Genomic DNA, 16,494 nt, shown 5'->3' with positions numbered 1-16,494 from the left:
AGGCGGCGGGCCTGCGGCGGGGGCCCCGGCGCGGATGCGGACCACAGGACGGGATGACGAGATGCTGGGACGGGACGAGACGGGCGCGCTGTGGGTCTTCGGCTACGGCTCCTTGATCTGGAATCCCGGCTTCGTCTTCGCCGAGCGTCTGCCGGCGCGCCTGCCGGGCTATCGCCGCGCCTTCTGCCTGCGCTCGATCCGCTACCGCGGCACCCCCGCCGCCCCCGGCCTGGTGCTGGCGCTGGCCGAGCGGGCGGGGGCGGAGTGCCGGGGCCTCGTCTACCGGGTCGAGGCCGAGCACGCCGACGCCGCCCACGCCTACCTGCGCGAGCGGGAGATGGTCACCGACAGCTACCTCGAGACGGTGCAGGCGCTGGAGGTCGAGGGCCGCGGCGAGGTCCGCGCCCTCGCCTACGTGATCGACGAGAGCCACCCCCAGTTCGCCGACCTGCCGCCCCGCGCGCAGGCCGAGATCATCGTCGCGGCCAGCGGGCCCGCGGGGACCAACCGCGACTACCTGCACAACACCGTCGCCCACCTGCGCGAGCTCGGCCTGCCGGACGCCGAGCTGGAGGCGCTGGACCTGCAGGTGCGCGCGCTCGCCGGCGAGGGCTGAGCGCAGGGCCCGGCCGCCGCGCGCGGAGCCGGCCGCGGGAGGCCCCGGGTCGAGCCCGGGGCGCGCGTGCGGGGCGGGCCGTCTGCCAAGACTCCAGGGACTATTCCCGGGGCGCGTCGTCCCCAGCCGCCGCGGCCTCCGCTTCCGCCTGCGCGAGGGCGGCGAGGCCGCGGTCGAGCGCGGCCAGCGCCGCCCGGCCCCGCGGGTTGGCGGGATGGGCGAGGGCGACCAGCGCCTGCGGGCCGCCCAGCCCCTCCAGCCGGCGCAGGTCGGGGCCGGGGGCCGGGGCGTCCTCGACGAACAGGGCCGCGGCCTCCGCCTCGCCCGCGCGCAGCAGTCGCAGGCAGTCGGCGGCGGTCGCGGGCGCCACGCGCCGCGCGCGCGGCGGCGCGAGGCGCAGGGCGGCGAGATCGCCGGCGGGCCGCCCCTCCGGCCGGCAGATGCGCAGGCCCGACAGGTCCTCGGCCGTGCGCGCCCGGTCGTCGGCGCGCACGAACCAGGCGGTCTGCGCCTCGGCGAGGGGCGCGGAGAACACATAGCGCGCGCAGAGCTCGGCCGAGACCGCGTCCAGCCGCGGCAGCGCCGCGCAGTCGGGGGCGATCCAGGCGAAGGCGAGGTCGGCCTCGCCGCCGGGCGCGATGCGCGCGCGGGCCTCGCCCGCCGCCGGCTCGACCTGCACCTCGCGCCCCGGGGCGCCCCGCTCCAGCGCCGCCAGCAGGCGGGCGCGGGCGCGCCCGGCCGCCGGCATCGCCGCGGCGTCGCCGCCCCAGGCGAGGCGGATCGGCCCCGCCTCCGGATCCGGCGGCGTCGGGGGCGGCGAGGGCAGCGCCGTCTCCCCCGGCCGCTCGGAGGCGACGTGGGGATCGGGATCGCCGGGCGCGGCCTCCGGGCCCGCGGCGCCGGGCGCGGCCTCCGCCTCCGCCTCCGCCTCCGCAGGCGCGTCGGGCGCAGGATCCTCCGCCCGGGGGGCTTCGGCGGCGGGCTGGTCCCCGGTCCCGGCCGGCGTCTCGCCGGGGGGACAGGGCAGGCGCAGTGTCTGGCCGACCGCGATCAGGTCGGGGCTGGAGAGGCGGTCGCGATTGGCCTCGAACAGCGCCTGCGCCGTCGGCGCGCCGGGGGCGGCGCGGGCGATGGCGCCCAGCGTCTCGCCGGGCCTGACCACGTGCTCCCCGCAGGTCTGCGCCGCGGCCGGGGCGGCGGCGAGCAGCAGCAGGGCCGCGGCGGCCGCCCTCAAGATGCGATCCTCAGCGCCTCGTGGCCATGGAAATGCCAGCGCCCCGAGCGGCGCGGCGGCCCGGCGAGGCGCAGCTCCGGCCAGCGGCGGAACAGCACGGCCAGCGCCGCGCGCATCTCGAGCCGGGCGAGCGGCGCGCCGACGCAGAAATGCAGCCCCGCCCCCAGCGAGACATGCCGGTCGGCCCCCTCGCGGGCGAAATCGGCGCGGGCGGGATCGGCGAACACGTCCGGATCGCGGTTGGCGGCGGCGAGCAGCAGGCCCACCTCCTCCCCCAGCTTCAGGCGCAGGCCCGCCACCTCCACCTCGCCCAGCGCGTAGCGGGAGAAGAGATGCAGCGGCGGGTCGAGACGCAGGCATTCGTCCACCGCCCGCTCGCCCCCCGCCCGGCCGAAGGCGGCGCGGTCGAGCCCGCCCTCGACCACCAGCCGCACGGCGTTGCCGATGGCGTGCACGGTCGCCTCGTGCCCGGCGTTCAGCAGCAGGATGCAGGTGGTCACCAGCTCCGGCTCCGACAGGCGCGCGCCGCCCTCGGCAGAGGGGTCCTCGGCCGCGATCAGCGCGTCGATCAGCGCCTCGCCGGGGCGGCGGCGGCGCTGCGCGATCAGCTCGCGCATGAAGGCCGAGAAGGCCTCGGTCGCGGCTACGGCCCGGTCCTCGGCGGCGCGGTCGCGCCCGGCCTGATACATGCCCACCATGTCGTGGGACCATTCCAGCATCTGCGGGCCGGCCTCGACGGGGGCGCCCAGCAGGTCGGCGATCACGGTCAGGGGGATGGGGGTCGCGAAGCGCTCCATCAGCTCGGTCTCGGGCTCGAACTCGTCGATCAGCGACTCGGCCAGCCCCTCGATCCAGGGGCCGAGGCCGGCGACGGCGCGCGAGGTGAAGGCGCGGTTCACGAGCTTGCGCAGGCGGGTGTGCACCGGCGGCTCGCGCTCGAGCAGCGAGTGCGCCTCGAAGGCGTAGAAGGGCGCGAGGCGCTCCGGGATCGGGTCCCAGCCCAGCGCCTCGCGGGAGGCGAGGTGGGTGACCTCGCGCCCGAAGCGGCGGTCGCGCAGGGCGGCGGAGACCTCCGCATGGCCGCAGAGCACGGGCTTGCCCAGCTCCTCCCAGAAGGCCACGGGACCCAGCGCGCGCAGGCGTTCGTAGGCCGGATAGGGGTCGGCCATGAAGGCGGGGTCGGTGGGGGACTGGCGGAAGCGCGGCAGGTCGTCCGGCCTCATGGCTCTCTCTCCTGCTCGGGCGGGCGGGAGGCCGAAATTGCGCTGCGCAGGCGGGCGAGGCAAGGGCGGGGAGGGGGCGATTGCGGGGCGGATCCGGGCCCGCGCCGCCCAACTTTCAAGGCCGCGCCCCGGGCCCCTGGGGCGCCCCGCCCCGACCCGGGACCGCCCGCCGCCGGCAGGCGGCCCCGGACGGTTCGGACGAGCCCCGGGACGGGCCCCATCGCCCGCATCCCGGAAGCGCCCCGGGCCTGACCCGGGGCCTCGCACGGCCTGCCGGGGGCGGGCGGCCGCGGGAGGAACGGCGTCGCCGGCGCCCCGGGGGCGCCCCGGGCTCGACCCGGGGCCTCGCGCGGCCGGCGGGGAGGCGGCCGGCGGCGCGAGCGTCAGGCCGGGTGCGGGCAGCATCCCGCCGCCAGCGCCCGGCCGCGGGGGCGGCCGAGGCCGGCCGCCCAGCGGGCGACCGCCCGGGCGGCGGCATGGAAGGCCCGCGCGCGGGCGCGGCGGGCGGCGAAGGCGGCGGCGACCTGGGCGGGGGCGCCTGCGCGGGCGAAATCGAGCTCGGGCATCGGATCAACTCCACTTGGGCCTGGAACTGCGAGGGAGGCGCATCGGCCCTTTGCATCGCCAGTATCGCCGGGCCATGATGGCGCGACAAACGAGTTCCTTGCCCCCTTCGGTGAAACCCAGCTTGTCCGAAACCCGACGCCTGCCCCCCCTCGACGCCCTGCGCGCCTTCGACGCCGCCGCCCGCCACATGAGCTTCGCGCGCGCCGCCGACGAGCTGAACGTGACGCCCGCCGCCCTCTCCTGGCGGATCCGCCAGCTGGAGACCGAGCTGGGCACGCCGCTCTTCCGCCGCCTCAACCGCGCGGTCGAACTCACCGAGGCCGGCCGCGCCCTGGTCCCCGGCGTCGCCCGCGGCTTCGAGGCGTTCCGCGAGGCGCAGCGCGCCGTCGCGCGCCTCTCCGACAGCCGCCCCCTCAGCCTCACCGCCGGCCCCGCGGTCACCGCCAAGTGGCTGGCGCCGCGCCTGTTCCGCTTCGCCGACCTGCATCCGCAGATCGAGCTGCGCTTCGTGGCCTCCCTGCGCACGCTGGATTTCGAGCGCGACGAGATCGACTGCGCCCTGCGCCTCTCGGCGGAGGCGGACCCGGCCCTGTTCTCGCGCGAGCTGTGGCGCGAGACCATGCTCCCCGTCTGCACGCCCGAGCGGGCGGCGCGGCTGACCACCCCCGCCGACCTCGCGGGCCACACGCTGCTGCACGACGACTCGATCGCGCGCATCCCCGGCGGGCCCGGCTGGCCGGAGTGGTTCGCGGCCGCGAGCCTCGACCTGCCCGGCGACCGGGGGCTGCGCTTCTCGACCTTCGACCACGCGGTCGACGCGGCGGTGGAGAACGCGGGCGTGCTGCTGGGGCGCAGCTTCCTGTGCGTTCGGGAGCTGGCGGCGGGGCGGCTGGTCGCGCCCTTCGGCCCGGTGCTGAGCCTGCCCGGCGCCTATCGCTTCGTCTGCCCGCTGGGGGCCGAGCGCGCCCCGCGCCTCGCGGCCCTGCTCGCCTGGCTGGAGGCGGAGGCCGACGCCACCCGCGCCCAGCTCGCGCCGCTGGGCGTCGGGGCCCCGGACTAGGAGGCGCCGGGAGGACGCGGCGACGCGGGTGCGGCGGGCCGTAGGATTGTTTCACAAACCAACGATCGGCGCCACGTTGCCCAACGGATCCTCAGCATTGCGGCGCAATCGCCTCAATCGCGTCGAAACCCCGCCGCGTTCGCAGGCGAGCTTCTTAGTCAAGGCGCGGGTTCCCAGAGCTGCGACCGGGAAAACGCCCCTCGGATCCGGCGTGTCGACGCGATTGCCCCCCCTCTGACCGTCGACCGCCGGATCCACCCCCCCTCCCCTCCCCCGGCCCTTGACCCTGCCCGGCGCCCCCGGCACAGGAGGCGCGTCCGCCCCTCGCCGCCGGAGCCTTCCCATGACCGTCGCCGCCCCCCTGCCCTCGCGCCGAGCGGACCTGTGAGCGGGCCGTCCCCGGGCCGGATGCGCGCGACCGCCGTCGGCGCGGTCGCGGTGCTGCTGTGGGCGCTGCTGGCGCTGCTGACGGTGCGCTCGGGCGCCGTGCCGCCGTTCCAGCTCGTCGCCATGTGCCTCGGGATCGGGGCGCTGGTGGGGGTGGTCTGGGCGAAGGCCGCCGGGCGCCCGGCGCTTGCGGCGCTGCGCCAGCCCTGGCCGGTGGCGGCGCTGGGGATCGGGGGGATCTTCGGCTACCACTTCTTCTACTTCACCGCCCTGCGCAACGCGCCCGCGGCCGAGGCCGGGCTGATCGCCTACCTGTGGCCGCTGCTGATCGTGCTGTTCTCGGGCCTGCTGCCGGGCGAGCGGCTCCGCGCGCTGCACCTCGTCGGCGCGCTGGCCGCCCTGGTGGGCGCAGGGCTGATCCTCGCCCCCGGCGGGCGGCTGGTCTTCGCGGGGGAACATGCGCTGGGCTTCGCCGCGGCCGGGCTCTGTTCGCTGCTGTGGTCGGGCTACTCGGTGCTCTCGCGCCTCGCGGGCAAGGCGCCGACCGAGGCGGTCACCGGCTTCTGCGCCGCGGGCGCCGTGCTGTCGGCCGCGGCCCATCTCGCGCTCGAGACCACGGTCTGGCCTGCGACGACGGGCGAGTGGCTGGCGGTGCTGGCGCTGGGCGCGGGTCCGCTGGGCCTCGCCTTCTACGTCTGGGACGTAGGGGTGAAGCGGGGCGACATCCAGTTGCTGGGGGTGGCGGCCTACGCGGCGCCGCTCTTGTCGACGCTGGCGCTGGCGGCGGCGGGGGAGGCGGCGCTGACCCCCGGCCTCGCGCTCTCGGCCGGGCTGATCGCGGGGGGCGCGGGGCTGGCCGCGCTGGGCTCGGCCCGCGGGCGGCGGGCGGCGCCGGTCGAGCCGCCGGAGCAGCCGCTGGACCCGGCGCCCTGACGCCGAGGACCTGAGGACAGGCCCCGAAAACAAGGCGGGGCGCAGGCCCCCCGGCCGCGCCCCTGCCCGGAGCCCTCGCCTCCCTCCCGGAGGCGGGCTCCGCCGACCCTTCAGGGGGTCAGTGGATCGCGGGACTGAGCCGCACGATCTCCTCTTTCAGCTTCAGCTTTTCGCGCTTCAGGCGGGACAGTTCCAGGTCGTTCACGGCCGGGCGGCGCTGCTCCTCCTCGATCATGCGGTTGAGAGTCTCGTGCTTCCTGCGCAGCTCGGTGATGTGGCCGGCGAGGTTCATGGACGTCCTCCTTGCTGATCTAGCGATGCCCATAAGATTGGCGCCGGGAGCCCGAGTCGTCATCAAAAATACACAGCCTTGTGACGGAAAATTCGTAAGGCTTCAGAAGAGATGAATACTAACGGGGCGTGAGGCGCAACATTGTTGCGCCTCTCCGCAATTTTCTTGCGAGATATCGCCTTTAAGCCGATCAGCCGCGCGGCAGCGCCCGCTCTGCGATCCGGGTCCAGTAGTGGACGCCCAGCGGGCTGATCTCGTCGTTGAAGTCGTACTGCGGATGGTGCAGGGGCGCGGTGTCGCCGTTGCCGATGAAGATGAAGGAGGCGGGCACGACCTGCCCGAAGAAGGCGAAATCCTCGCCCCCCAGCACCGCGGTGGCGTCGGGGTCGACGTTGGCCTCGCCGCAGACCTCCTGCATCACCTCGACCGAGAACTTCGTCAGCTCCGGGTCGTTCCAGGTGACCGGATAGGCGTCGAGGCCCAGCTCCGCCTCCACCGTGCAGCCCATCGCGGCGGAGATCATCTCGCACTGCCGGCGCATCTCCTCGATCAGCTGGCCGGCGAGCGCCTGGTCGAGCACGCGCACCGTCCCCCAAAGCTCCGCCTCGGGCGGCAGCACGTTGTAGGCGGAGCCGGCGGAGAATTTCGTGATCGAGATCACCGCGGGGTTCATCGGATCCCGCCTGCGCGAGATGATCGACTGGAAGGCGGTGACGAGCTGCGCGCCCGCCACGATCACGTCGTCGGCGAGATGCGGCATCGCCGCGTGGCCGCCCTTGCCCCTGATCACGATCTTGAAGCGGTCGGCGTAGGCGAGCGCGGCCCCCGGCGTCGTGCCCATGGTCCCCACCGGCGAGCCGGGGTGGTTGTGCATCCCGAAGGCCGCGCGCACCGGCCAGCGCGCGAGCAACCCGTCGTCGATCATCGCCTTGGCGCCGCCGCCGCCCTCCTCGGCCGGCTGGAAGACGAAGACCAGGGTGCCGGAGAAGTTGCGCGTCTCGGCCAGGTGCTTCGCGGCGCCCAGCAGCATCGTCGTGTGCCCGTCGTGGCCGCAGGCGTGCATCTTGCCCGGGGTCTTGGAGGCGTGGGGGGCGCCGGTCGCCTCGAGGATCGGCAGCGCGTCCATGTCGGCGCGCAGCAGGACCCGCTTCTCCGGCCCGGCCGCGGGGCCGTCGTGGCCGTGCAGGATGCCCACCACGCCGGTCTTGCCCAGGCCCTCGACCACCTCGTCGAAGCTCCAGGACCGCAGCTTGGCGGCGACCACGCCGGCGGTTCGCACCTCCTCGTAGTTCAGCTCGGGGTGTTCGTGCAGGTCGCGCCGCCACTCCGTCATCTCGGCCTGCATCGAGGCGATGGAGTTCGGGATCGGCTTGTTCATGGAGGTCCCCCGAGGGTGGTGGTCGTGGTCGGGCGCGGGCGGCGCCCGCCGTGCGGTCGGATCGGGCGTAGAGACTGGCACGCGCCGCCGCCTCGCGGAAGCGCGGAGCGGCCGCAGGGGCCGCCCGCGCGCGCGTCACGTGGCGGCAGGCGCCTCAGGCGCGGCGCGGCAGCGCCCGCTCCACCAGCCGGCACCACCAGGCGACGCCGTGGGGGGCGGCGGCGTCGTCGAAGTCGTATTCGGGGTGGTGGACGGGGGCGGAGGCGCCGTTGCCGATCAGCGCGAAGCAGGCGGGAACCGCCTGGGCGAACCAGGCGAAGTCCTCGCCCCCCATCTCGGCGGGCACGGCGGGGTCGACCGCGTCCTCGCCCGCCACCTCGCGCATCACCTGGGTGGCGAAGGCGGTCGCGGCCGGGTCGTTGACCAGCGCGGGATCGGCGTCGAGGCCGAGCTCGGCCTCGAGCGCGACGCCATGCGCGGCGGCGGTGCGCTCGGCGACCTGGCGCATGCCCTCGATCATCGGGGCGACGAGATCGGGGTCGAGCGTGCGCAGCGTGCCCCAGAGCTCTGCGGTCTGGGGGATCACGTTGCTGGCGGTCCCGGCCTCGAGCCGGGTGACGGAGATCAGGGCGGGGACCATCGGGTCGCGGCGCCGGGCGACCAGCGCCTGCAGGCCCTGGACGAGGGAGGCGGCGGCGACGATCGGGTCGTCGGCGAGATGCGGGCGGGCGGCATGGCCGCCGCGGCCGCGCAGGGTGAAGCGGAAACGGTCGGAATAGGCGAGCATCGGCCCCGGCCGCGTGCCCATCGCGCCCAGGGCCATGCCGGGCGCGTTGTGCAGGCCGAAGGCCGCCCGCACCGGCCAGCGATCGAGCAGCCCGTCGTCGATCATCGCCTTGGCGCCGCGGTCGCCCTCCTCGGCCGGCTGGAAGACCAGCACGGCGGTGCCGGAGAAATTGCGCGTCTCGGCCAGGCGACGGGCGGCGCCGAGCAGCATGACGGTGTGGCCGTCGTGCCCGCAGCCGTGGAAGGCGCCCGGGACGGTGGAGGCGTGGGGCAGGCCCGTCGCCTCCTGCATCGGCAGGGCGTCCATGTCGGCGCGCAGGAGGATGCGCCCCACGGCGTCCGCGGCCGGCCCGTCCTGGCCGTGGATCAGACCGACGACGCCGCTGCGCCCCAAGCCCTCCACCACCTCGTCCAGCCCGAAGGCGCGCAGCTTCGCCGCGACGAGGCCGGCGGTGCGCGGCAGGTCGAAGCCGACCTCCGGATGGGCGTGCAGGTCGCGCCGCCACGCGGTCAGCTCGGGCAGGAGGGCGGCGATGGCGTTGGGCACGGGAAGGGGCATCGGCAGGCGTCCGGCGGCGGAAGGGCCCCTCTGGTTGCGTCCGCGCCGGAGCGGGGTCAAGCGCGGCGGCCGGGGCGCGCGGGGCGAGGGCCGGGCTCCCGGGCCCATGGGCGCCCTGTGGGCGGGCTTGGCAGGCTCCATGGCGGGCGGCGGCGCGGAGGCGGCGAGGCGCTCGCGGGGGGCGGGCGGCGCGAGGCCCCGGGTCGAGCCCGGGGCGCCTGCGTGGGGCGGGGGGCGCTCCGCCTCGCCAAGGGGGCGCCGGCCGCGCGGCGCGTTCGTCGCGCGGAGCGCGCGGTGCGGAGAGCGCGGGTCGCGCGACCGCGCCTCGCGAGGAAAGAAACCTCAGACCGGGGGCCCGAGACCCAGGGGGGCGGCGTCGCGCAGGACGGCGCGGGCGGCGTCGGAGAAATCCTCGCGGTCGGCCTCGTGGCGGGCGCCTTCATGCAGCACCAGCGGCGCGAGCAGCGCCAGCGGACCGCGGGCGCCCTTGCGCGCGACGACGATCACCCGGCGGGCCTGGCGGCCCTCGCGCGCCGCCAGCGGCAGGATGCGCACGTCCCCCGCGCGCCCGTCGAGCGCCACCAGGATCCGGCCCAGCGCCTCGGCCCGGTGGATCGCGGCGATCCGGCCCCCGGGGCGCAGGCGGCGCAGGGCGGCGGCGATCCACTCGGTCACCGGCGCCACCTCGACATGGGCGCGCGAGCGGCCCGCGTCCTCGGGCGCCGGCGCCCCGGGGGGGAACCAGGGCGGGTTGGTCAGCACATGGTCGAAGGACATCGCCCGCAGGTCCGCGGGCGGATGGGCCATGTCGCCCTCGTGCACCGTCAGGGCGACGCCGGCGGCGGCGGCGTTGCGCCGGGCGAGGGCCGCGTAGGGGGGCTGGATCTCGAGCCCGTGCAGCTCCAGCCCCGGCACCCGGGCGGCGAGGCATAGCGCCGCCGCCCCCGCGCCGCAGCCGAGGTCAAGCACCCGCTCGCCGGCCTGCGCCGGGCAGGCGGCGGCGAGCAGCACCGGATCGGTGGCCGCGCGGTAGCCGCGGCGGGGCTGGCGCAGCATCACCCGCCCGTCGAGGAGCGCGTCGCAGGTCAGCTCGGCCTCGGCGAAGGGTCCGCCCCGGACCGCGCCGTCCGCCTCCTCCCGCCCGCTCACCCGCCGCGCTCCGGGGTCAGCTCGTGGCCCAGGTCGTTGTCGCGCAGCACGGCCCGCGCGAGGAAGGCCTGGTCGCGCGCAACCATCAGGCGCTGCGGCAGTACGCCCAGACTGCCCTCGAGGACGCTCGTGTGGACGTCGAATACGAAGCAGTCTATATCCTCGCCGCGAAGCAGGGCCGTGGCGAAGGCGATCGTGGCGGGGTTGGTCGTGCGCATCAGCTCGATCATGCCCGCAGGGTTACCCCGCGCGGCCCCGCCCGTCGAGACGCGGGCGCGCCGACCCGACACTCCGCGCGGCCGCTCCGGCGCGACGCGCGCCTCGAACGGACCCGATGCCGCCCGTGACCCCGCCTTCCTCCACCGCCGCCGCCGCCCAGCCCGCCGACCGCGCCGCCTCGCAGGACGCCTTCACGCGCCTGATGGGCCTGGTGAGCGAGGACCTGGAGGCGGTGAACCGCCTGATCGCCGAGCGCATGGCCTCCGAGCACGCGCCCCGCATCCCGGAGGTGACGCGCCACCTGGTCGAGGCCGGCGGCAAGCGCCTGCGCCCGATCCTGACGCTCGCCTCGGCCCGGATGGCGGGCTACGACGGACACGATCACGTGAAGCTGGCCGCGACGGTGGAGTTCATCCACACCGCCACCCTCCTGCACGACGACGTGGTGGACGAGAGCGAGAAGCGCCGCGGCCGCCCCACCGCGAACCTGCTGTGGGACAACAAGTCCTCGGTGCTGGTGGGCGACTACCTCTTCGCCCGCTCCTTCCAGCTGATGATCGAGGCGGGCAGCCTGCGGGTCCTCGACATCCTCGCCAACGCCTCGGCGGTGATCGCCGAGGGGGAGGTGCTGCAGCTCGCCACCGCCAACGACCTGGGCACCGGCGAGGCGGCCTACCTGCAGATGATCCACGGCAAGACCGCCGCGCTCTTCGCCGCCGCGACCGAAGTCGGCGGCGTGATCGCCGGCGCGCCGGAGGCGCAGGTGCAGGCGCTCAAGACCTACGGCACCGCGCTCGGCATGGCCTTCCAGATCGTGGACGACGTGCTCGATTACGGCGGCGCCTCGGCGAACCTCGGCAAGAACACCGGCGACGACTTCCGGGAGGGCAAGGTCACCCTGCCCGTGCTGCTCGCGGTCGAGGCCGCGCCCGACGAGGCCGCCCGCGCCTTCTGGAAGCGGGTGATCGAGAAGCGCGACCAGCGCGACGGCGACCTCGCGCAGGCGCTCGCCCTGATGGCGCAGGCCGACGCCCTGACCGGGGCCGAGACCCGCGCCCGCGCCTATGCCGCCGAGGCGCGCGAGGCGCTGGCCGCCTTCCCCGCCTCCCCCCTGCGCGGCGCGCTGGAAGGGGTGGTGGAGTTCGTGGTCGCCCGCCTGAACTGACCCGGCCGCCGGCCCCGGCCGCGTGCGCCCTGTCCCCGCGTCCTCGGCTCCCCGCCGGACCCTCCGGATCCGGTCCGGATCGTGCGGGCGCCGAAGCCTCGGCGCATCTGCGGACCGCCCGCCTCACAGGCGCCCCGGGCCTGACCCGGAGCCTCGCGCGGCCGCCCCCGAGCGCACCGCCGGGGCACGCCGCGCCGCCCGCGGCCCGACCCCCTGCCCCGGCGACACCCTCCGCAAACCTTTGACTTGCCGGCCGGCCGGCGCTTGAGTGCAGGCGCCGCCCCGCCCATCGCGCGGCGGCGACGCGGCGGGCCCTGCGCCCGCGGGAGACCGGAGCCTCGACCCCCATGGACCTCACCCAAGGCGAGCGCGCGGCGCCAGGCCGCCCTCCGACCCTCCGCGCCGGGGCCGGCGCATGAGCGGGATCGAGCAGCGCGCGGGCCGCCCCGCCCCCGGGCTCAGGCGCATCACCCTGCCGGTGCTGTTCGCCTCGGTGGTGGTGGTGACCATCGACATCTCGATGACCTCCACCGCCCTGCCCGCCATCGCCCAGGGGCTGGGGGTGGCGCCGGCGACGACCATCTGGATCGTGAACATCTACTACCTCGCCGTGGTGGCGGGGCTGCTGCCCAGCGCGGCGATGGGCGAGATCTTCGGGCACGAGCGCGTGTTCACCGCCGGCCTCGCGATCTTCGCCGCCGGCGCCCTGATCGCGGGGCTCGCCGATTCGCTGGAAATGCTGATCGCGGGGCGCGCGGTGCTGGGCATCGGCGCGGCCGCCACCTCGGCCACCACGCCGGCGCTGATAAGGGCGCTCTACCCGCCCGACCGGATGGGGCGGGGGCTGGGGCTCTACGCGATGATCGTGGGGGTCTCGATCACCGCGGGGCCGACGGCGACCTCGGCGATCCTGGCGGCCGCGGACTGGCCGTGGCTGTTCCTGCAGGCGGCGGCGACCTCGGCGGTCGCGACCGTGATCTGCCACCGCACCCTGCCCGCGGTCGAGCGCAGCGCGCGCGCCTTCGACGGGATCGCGGCCGCCCTGTGCGCGGCGATGTTCTCCTGCCTGCTCTTCGCCATCGCAGGCGCGGCGCACCTGGGCGCGGGCCCGGCGCTGGCGGCGCTCGGCGCGGCCGCGGTCCTCGCCGTGGCGCTGCGCCGGCGCGAGGCGGGCCGGCCCGCGCCGCTGCTCGCGGCCGACCTCTTCAAGGCGCCGCTCTTCGCGCTGTCCTCGGCCACCGCCATCGTCGCCTTCTCGGTGCAGGGGCTGTCCTTCGTGGTGCTGCCGTTCCTGCTGCACTACGAGCTCGGCTTCTCCCAGGTGCAGACCGGGCTCCTGATCATGCCCTGGCCGGCGGCGCTGGTGGTGATGTCGGTGATCGCCCCGCGCCTGTCCGAGCGCGTGCCCCCCGGCCTGCTGGGCGGCTTCGGGCTGGCGGTGCTGGGCGCGGGGCTGGCGCTGCTCTCGACGATCGAGCCGGGCGCGGGGCCGGTCGACATCGGCTGGCGGCTGGTGATCTGCGGGATCGGCTTCGGCTTCTTCCAGTCGCCCAACATGCTGGCGATCATGTCCTCCGCCCCGCGCGAGCGCTCGGGCGGGGCGGGCGGCATCCTCGCCACCTCGCGCCTGCTGGGCCAGTCGGTGGGGGCGGCGGCGGTGGCCCTGTGCCTCGCCGTGTCGCCCGAGCGGGGGGTGCATGTCGCGCTCTGGCTCGGCGTCGGCGCGGCGCTGGTCGGGGCCTGCGTCAGCCTCACCCGCCTGATCCCCGCCGTCCGCCGGGCCTGAGCCGCGCGCGCCCCGCGCCCGCGCGATCAGCCGTCGCGCGGGCGCGGCGGGGCGGCGGCGCCCTGCGGGGGGACCTCGTTCCACATCAGCACGGCGAGGAAGCGGGTGGCGGGGAAATGCTCCAGCACGATGACCAGCATCGCGGTCATCGGCACCGCCAGGATCGCGCCCGCCAGCCCCCAGATCGCCGACCACACCGACAGCGCCGCCATCACCGCGAAGGGGCTGAGGTTGAGCTGGCGGCCGATCATCCGCGGCTCCAGCACGTTGCCGACCGAGGCCTGGGCCGCGATCAGCATCGCCGCCAGCGCCAGCGAATGGCCCAGCGACCCCTCCTGCGCCACCGACAGCAGCACCGGGAAGGCCACCCCCAGCAGCGAGCCGACGTAGGGGATGTAGTTCAGGATCGCGATCACGATCGCCCAGAACAGCGCGAAGTCCGAGCCCATCGCCAGCAGGATCGCGAGGCACAGGATGCCCAGGATCAGGTTGATCAGCGTCTTCACCGCCAGGTATTCGCCGATCCGGGCGTTGATCTGCGCGAGGATGCGCGCCGCGTCGCGGGCGTCCTCGGGGTCGCCCAGCGCGGCGGAGAGCTTGGCGGGGAACCCCGGCTGCTCGACCATCAGGAAGCCCGCGTAGATCACCACCAGGAAGGCCGTCGAGCCGACCGAGGTGAAGCCCCCCAGCACGCCCAGGATCACCGCGCGAAGGTCCAGCCCGCCGAAGGTCACCCGGAACGCGTCGTCCACGACCTTCTGCATGTCGACGTCGAAGCGCCGCTCCAGCCGGTCGGCCAGCGCCTCGAAATTCGCCTGGTAGCCGGGGGCGACGGCGGCGATCTCGCCGATGGTCGAGGCGACGACGACCGCGAAGGCGTAGAGGCCCAGCGCGAAGATCAGCAGCACCAGCGCGCGCAGGGCGGCGCGCGGCAGGCGGCGCAGCAGGCCGATGCGGCGCAGCGCCTCGGTGGCCGAGGCCATCAGGTAGACCGAGATCACCGCGGTGACGATGGGCACCAGGATCGGGCGGCCGACGATCAGCAGCTCGCCCACCGCCATCGCCAGCACCACGGCCAGCACGAGGTTCAACAGCGGGGCGCCCTTCACCGCATGACCCTCCTCGCCTCGCGTGCCGATCCCGGCCCCATGGGATGCCGCCCGGCCGGGGGCGCGTCAAGGCGCGGGGGCCGCGCGGCCTAGGCGAAGGGGCACAGCGCGCACTGGTCGAAGACCGGCATGTCGAGCGACATCGCGAGCCCCCCCTGCAGCGCCAGCATCACGCTCAGGAAACCCATCGCCGGCAGGCGCGGCGGCGCGAAGCCCGCGAAGGCGCCGGCCATCCCCGCCCCCATCGTCACATCCTCCAGCGCCGGCAGCGCGTCGAGCTGCGCCGACAGCGCCAGCGCCCCCAGCGGCAGCGCCATCGAGACCCCGCCCCACATCCGCAGCATCGCCGAGATCCGCCCGAAGGTCGCGGGCGTCAGCGGCCCGAACGCCGCCTGGATCGTGCCCAGCGCCTCCAGCGCCATGCCCAGCCGCATCATCACCGGCATCGGGATCGCCAGCGCCGGCGGGCTCAGCGCCGCGAGCCCGCCGAGATGGTTGGCCAGCGCCGCCGCCCCGCCCTCGCCCAGCGGCGGCAGGTTCAGCGCCGGCAGCAGCGCGGCGAGCGGCGGCAGGCCCGCCAGCATCCGCGCCATCGCGAGCTGCGGCGCGGTCAGCGCGAAGCGCATCGCGCCCAGCGCCGGCACGGCGGGCGGGCCCATCGTGAACGGATCGAGGCCGATCCCCTGCAGCGTCAGCGCCAGGCGCGCGACCAGCGACAGGTTCATCAGCGGCCCCAGCGGCAGCGAGGCCAGCCACCCCAGCCGCGGCCAGACGTTGGCGGCGAAGGAGCCCGCCATCTGCTGCATCTGGAACTCGAGCCTCGGCAGGTCGCCCAGCGCGAAGCTCCCCATCGTCAGCGACAGCGTCGCCCCCAGCCCGCCGAGGCCGGGCATCGAGACCCCCGGCAGGCGCAACGACCCCATCCCCGCGGCCAGGGCGAGGTCCGCCCGCGGCTCGGCGGTCAGCGCCGGCAGGGCGGCCGCCATCTGCAGGGCGAGCGGCGGGGTCCCGATCGTGGGCAGGCCGGCGGAGAACTGCATCCGGGCGGCGCTGGCGGGGGCGTGACAGAAGCAGGGCATGGGGGCCTCTCGGCGCGGAAGGTCAGGGGCGGCCGCGGCGCCCCGGGCGGGCGCCTCGGCCAGGATCGGGGCGGCTTTGGCCCGCGCCCCGGGCGGCGGCTCCGGCGGGCGCCCGGCCCGGGCGCCCAGGGCGCGGGACGGGGCGCGGGACGGGGCGCGGGACGGGGGACGCGCGGCGGGGCGGGCCGGGTCCGGGCGCAGGCTCCGGCGGCGGGCTCAGGCCTCGACCACGATGGCCGAGATGTTGTCGGCCCCGCCGCCGGCCAGCGCCCGCTCGACCAGCGCCCCGGCGGCGGTCTCGACGGGCGCCTCGCGCAGGGCGGCGGCGAGCGCAGCCTCGTCCACGTGGCGGGTCAGGCCGTCGGAGCAGAGCAGGAAGCGGTCGCCCGGCAGCACCTCCCCCCGGCGCTTGTCGATCTCGAGCCGCGCGCCCACGCCCACGGCGCGGGTGATCTGGTTCGCCCGCGGGTGATGCTCGGCCTCGGCCAAGGTCAGCTCGCCCCGCTCCACCAGCTCGCCGACCACCGAGTGGTCGATGCTCAGCATCTCCAGCCGGCCTCCGCGCAGGCGGTAGAGGCGGCTGTCCCCGGCCCAGAGGCACAGGAAGTGCTCGCCCGCCAGCACCAGGATCACCACCGTCGCCCCGATCACCGCCCCGCCGCGGCGGGCGGATTCGGCGCCGATGCGCCGATGGGCTTCCTGCACCGCCTCGCGCGCTTCATGCATCACCTCCGCCGGGGCGAGGTCGGGCGACAGCGCCCCCAGCGCCTCGACCACCGTGCGGGAGGCGAAGTCGCCCGCGTCGTGGCCCCCCATGCCGTCCGAGACCGCCCAGAACCCGGGCCGCGGCATGGAGAGGATCGCGTCCTCGTTCACCTCGCGCACGCGGCCCACATGGGTGCGCGCGCTGGATCGGCGCGGGCGCGCCGGGGAAATATCGGTCATCGTCGGG

At 76.2% G+C, this 16,494-nt stretch carries 16 protein-coding genes; 5 read left to right on the top strand and 11 right to left on the bottom strand.

All coding sequences use genetic code 11. From position 1 onward, the window contains the following. Window positions 1-61 precede the first annotated feature (61 nt). The gene (locus tag BM064_RS04470; protein ID WP_092858270.1) at window positions 62-616 is read left to right on the top strand and encodes a gamma-glutamylcyclotransferase; all 555 of its coding nucleotides are present in this window, start codon (window positions 62-64) and stop codon (window positions 614-616) included. Window positions 617-716: 100 nt separating this feature from the next. Here BM064_RS04470 and BM064_RS04465 read toward each other — a convergent pair whose 3' ends face one another. From BM064_RS04465 to BM064_RS04455, 3 genes are all read right to left on the bottom strand, one after another. Next, complete coding sequence (locus BM064_RS04465; protein WP_177236140.1) at window positions 717-1,850, bottom strand: LysM peptidoglycan-binding domain-containing protein; 1,134 nt, start codon at window positions 1,848-1,850, stop codon at window positions 717-719. Beyond that, complete coding sequence (locus BM064_RS04460) at window positions 1,847-3,073, bottom strand: cytochrome P450 (RefSeq protein ID WP_245779051.1); 1,227 nt, start codon at window positions 3,071-3,073, stop codon at window positions 1,847-1,849. Before BM064_RS04460 ends, BM064_RS04465 begins: the two co-directional genes overlap by 4 nt. Before the next feature lie 383 nt (window positions 3,074-3,456). After that, window positions 3,457-3,639 carry a hypothetical protein gene (locus tag BM064_RS04455; protein ID WP_092858268.1) on the bottom strand — a complete coding sequence of 61 codons (183 nt, stop codon included), beginning with the start codon at window positions 3,637-3,639 and terminating at the stop codon, window positions 3,457-3,459. Window positions 3,640-3,761: 122 nt separating this feature from the next. Between BM064_RS04455 and gcvA the strand changes: the two genes are divergently transcribed. Beyond that, the gene (gene gcvA / locus BM064_RS04450) at window positions 3,762-4,700 is read left to right on the top strand and encodes a transcriptional regulator GcvA (RefSeq protein WP_245779050.1); all 939 of its coding nucleotides are present in this window, start codon (window positions 3,762-3,764) and stop codon (window positions 4,698-4,700) included. 408 nt (window positions 4,701-5,108) lie between these two features. Then, window positions 5,109-6,020 (top strand): aromatic amino acid exporter YddG, encoded by a 912-nt coding sequence (gene yddG, locus BM064_RS04445; RefSeq protein WP_092858266.1) that lies wholly within the window; start codon window positions 5,109-5,111, stop codon window positions 6,018-6,020. A gap of 118 nt (window positions 6,021-6,138) precedes the next feature. Here yddG and BM064_RS04440 read toward each other — a convergent pair whose 3' ends face one another. The 5 genes from BM064_RS04440 to BM064_RS04420 form a co-directional block, all read right to left on the bottom strand. Beyond that, window positions 6,139-6,312, bottom strand: coding sequence for a YdcH family protein (locus BM064_RS04440; protein ID WP_092858264.1), 174 nt, complete (start codon window positions 6,310-6,312; stop codon window positions 6,139-6,141). A gap of 190 nt (window positions 6,313-6,502) precedes the next feature. Then, window positions 6,503-7,690, bottom strand: a complete 1,188-nt coding sequence (locus BM064_RS04435; RefSeq protein WP_092858262.1) for a M20 aminoacylase family protein — start codon at window positions 7,688-7,690, stop codon at window positions 6,503-6,505. Between the two features lie 154 nt (window positions 7,691-7,844). Further along, complete coding sequence (locus BM064_RS04430) at window positions 7,845-9,035, bottom strand: M20 aminoacylase family protein (protein ID WP_092858260.1); 1,191 nt, start codon at window positions 9,033-9,035, stop codon at window positions 7,845-7,847. Between the two features lie 342 nt (window positions 9,036-9,377). Next, window positions 9,378-10,091, bottom strand: a complete 714-nt coding sequence (locus tag BM064_RS04425) for a tRNA1(Val) (adenine(37)-N6)-methyltransferase (RefSeq protein WP_092858804.1) — start codon at window positions 10,089-10,091, stop codon at window positions 9,378-9,380. Window positions 10,092-10,180: 89 nt separating this feature from the next. Continuing rightward, window positions 10,181-10,414, bottom strand: a complete 234-nt coding sequence (locus BM064_RS04420) for a putative signal transducing protein (RefSeq protein WP_092858803.1) — start codon at window positions 10,412-10,414, stop codon at window positions 10,181-10,183. 191 nt (window positions 10,415-10,605) lie between these two features. Here BM064_RS04420 and BM064_RS04415 point away from each other — a divergent pair, with 191 nt between their 5' ends. Together BM064_RS04415 and BM064_RS04410 are read left to right on the top strand one after the other, a co-directional pair. Beyond that, window positions 10,606-11,568, top strand: coding sequence for a polyprenyl synthetase family protein (locus BM064_RS04415; RefSeq protein WP_092858802.1), 963 nt, complete (start codon window positions 10,606-10,608; stop codon window positions 11,566-11,568). Window positions 11,569-11,983: 415 nt separating this feature from the next. After that, complete coding sequence (locus BM064_RS04410; protein ID WP_092858258.1) at window positions 11,984-13,354, top strand: MFS transporter; 1,371 nt, start codon at window positions 11,984-11,986, stop codon at window positions 13,352-13,354. 26 nt (window positions 13,355-13,380) lie between these two features. Here the strand turns inward: BM064_RS04410 and BM064_RS04405 are convergent, their stop codons facing one another. From BM064_RS04405 to BM064_RS04395, 3 genes are all read right to left on the bottom strand, one after another. After that, entirely contained in the window at window positions 13,381-14,463 is a 1,083-nt protein-coding gene (locus BM064_RS04405) for an AI-2E family transporter (RefSeq protein ID WP_245779049.1), read from the bottom strand. Window positions 14,464-14,552: 89 nt separating this feature from the next. Then, a complete protein-coding gene (locus BM064_RS04400; RefSeq protein ID WP_092858256.1) occupies window positions 14,553-15,542 on the bottom strand; it encodes a hypothetical protein in 990 nt (329 codons plus the stop codon). A 216-nt stretch (window positions 15,543-15,758) separates the two neighbouring features. Then, window positions 15,759-16,487 (bottom strand): PP2C family protein-serine/threonine phosphatase, encoded by a 729-nt coding sequence (locus BM064_RS04395; RefSeq protein WP_092858254.1) that lies wholly within the window; start codon window positions 16,485-16,487, stop codon window positions 15,759-15,761. Window positions 16,488-16,494 lie beyond the last annotated feature (7 nt).

This window comes from Albimonas pacifica, from assembly GCF_900113695.1.
Classification (GTDB): domain Bacteria; phylum Pseudomonadota; class Alphaproteobacteria; order Rhodobacterales; family Rhodobacteraceae; genus Albimonas; species Albimonas pacifica.
This window is presented reverse-complemented; position numbering and strand designations above follow the sequence as displayed.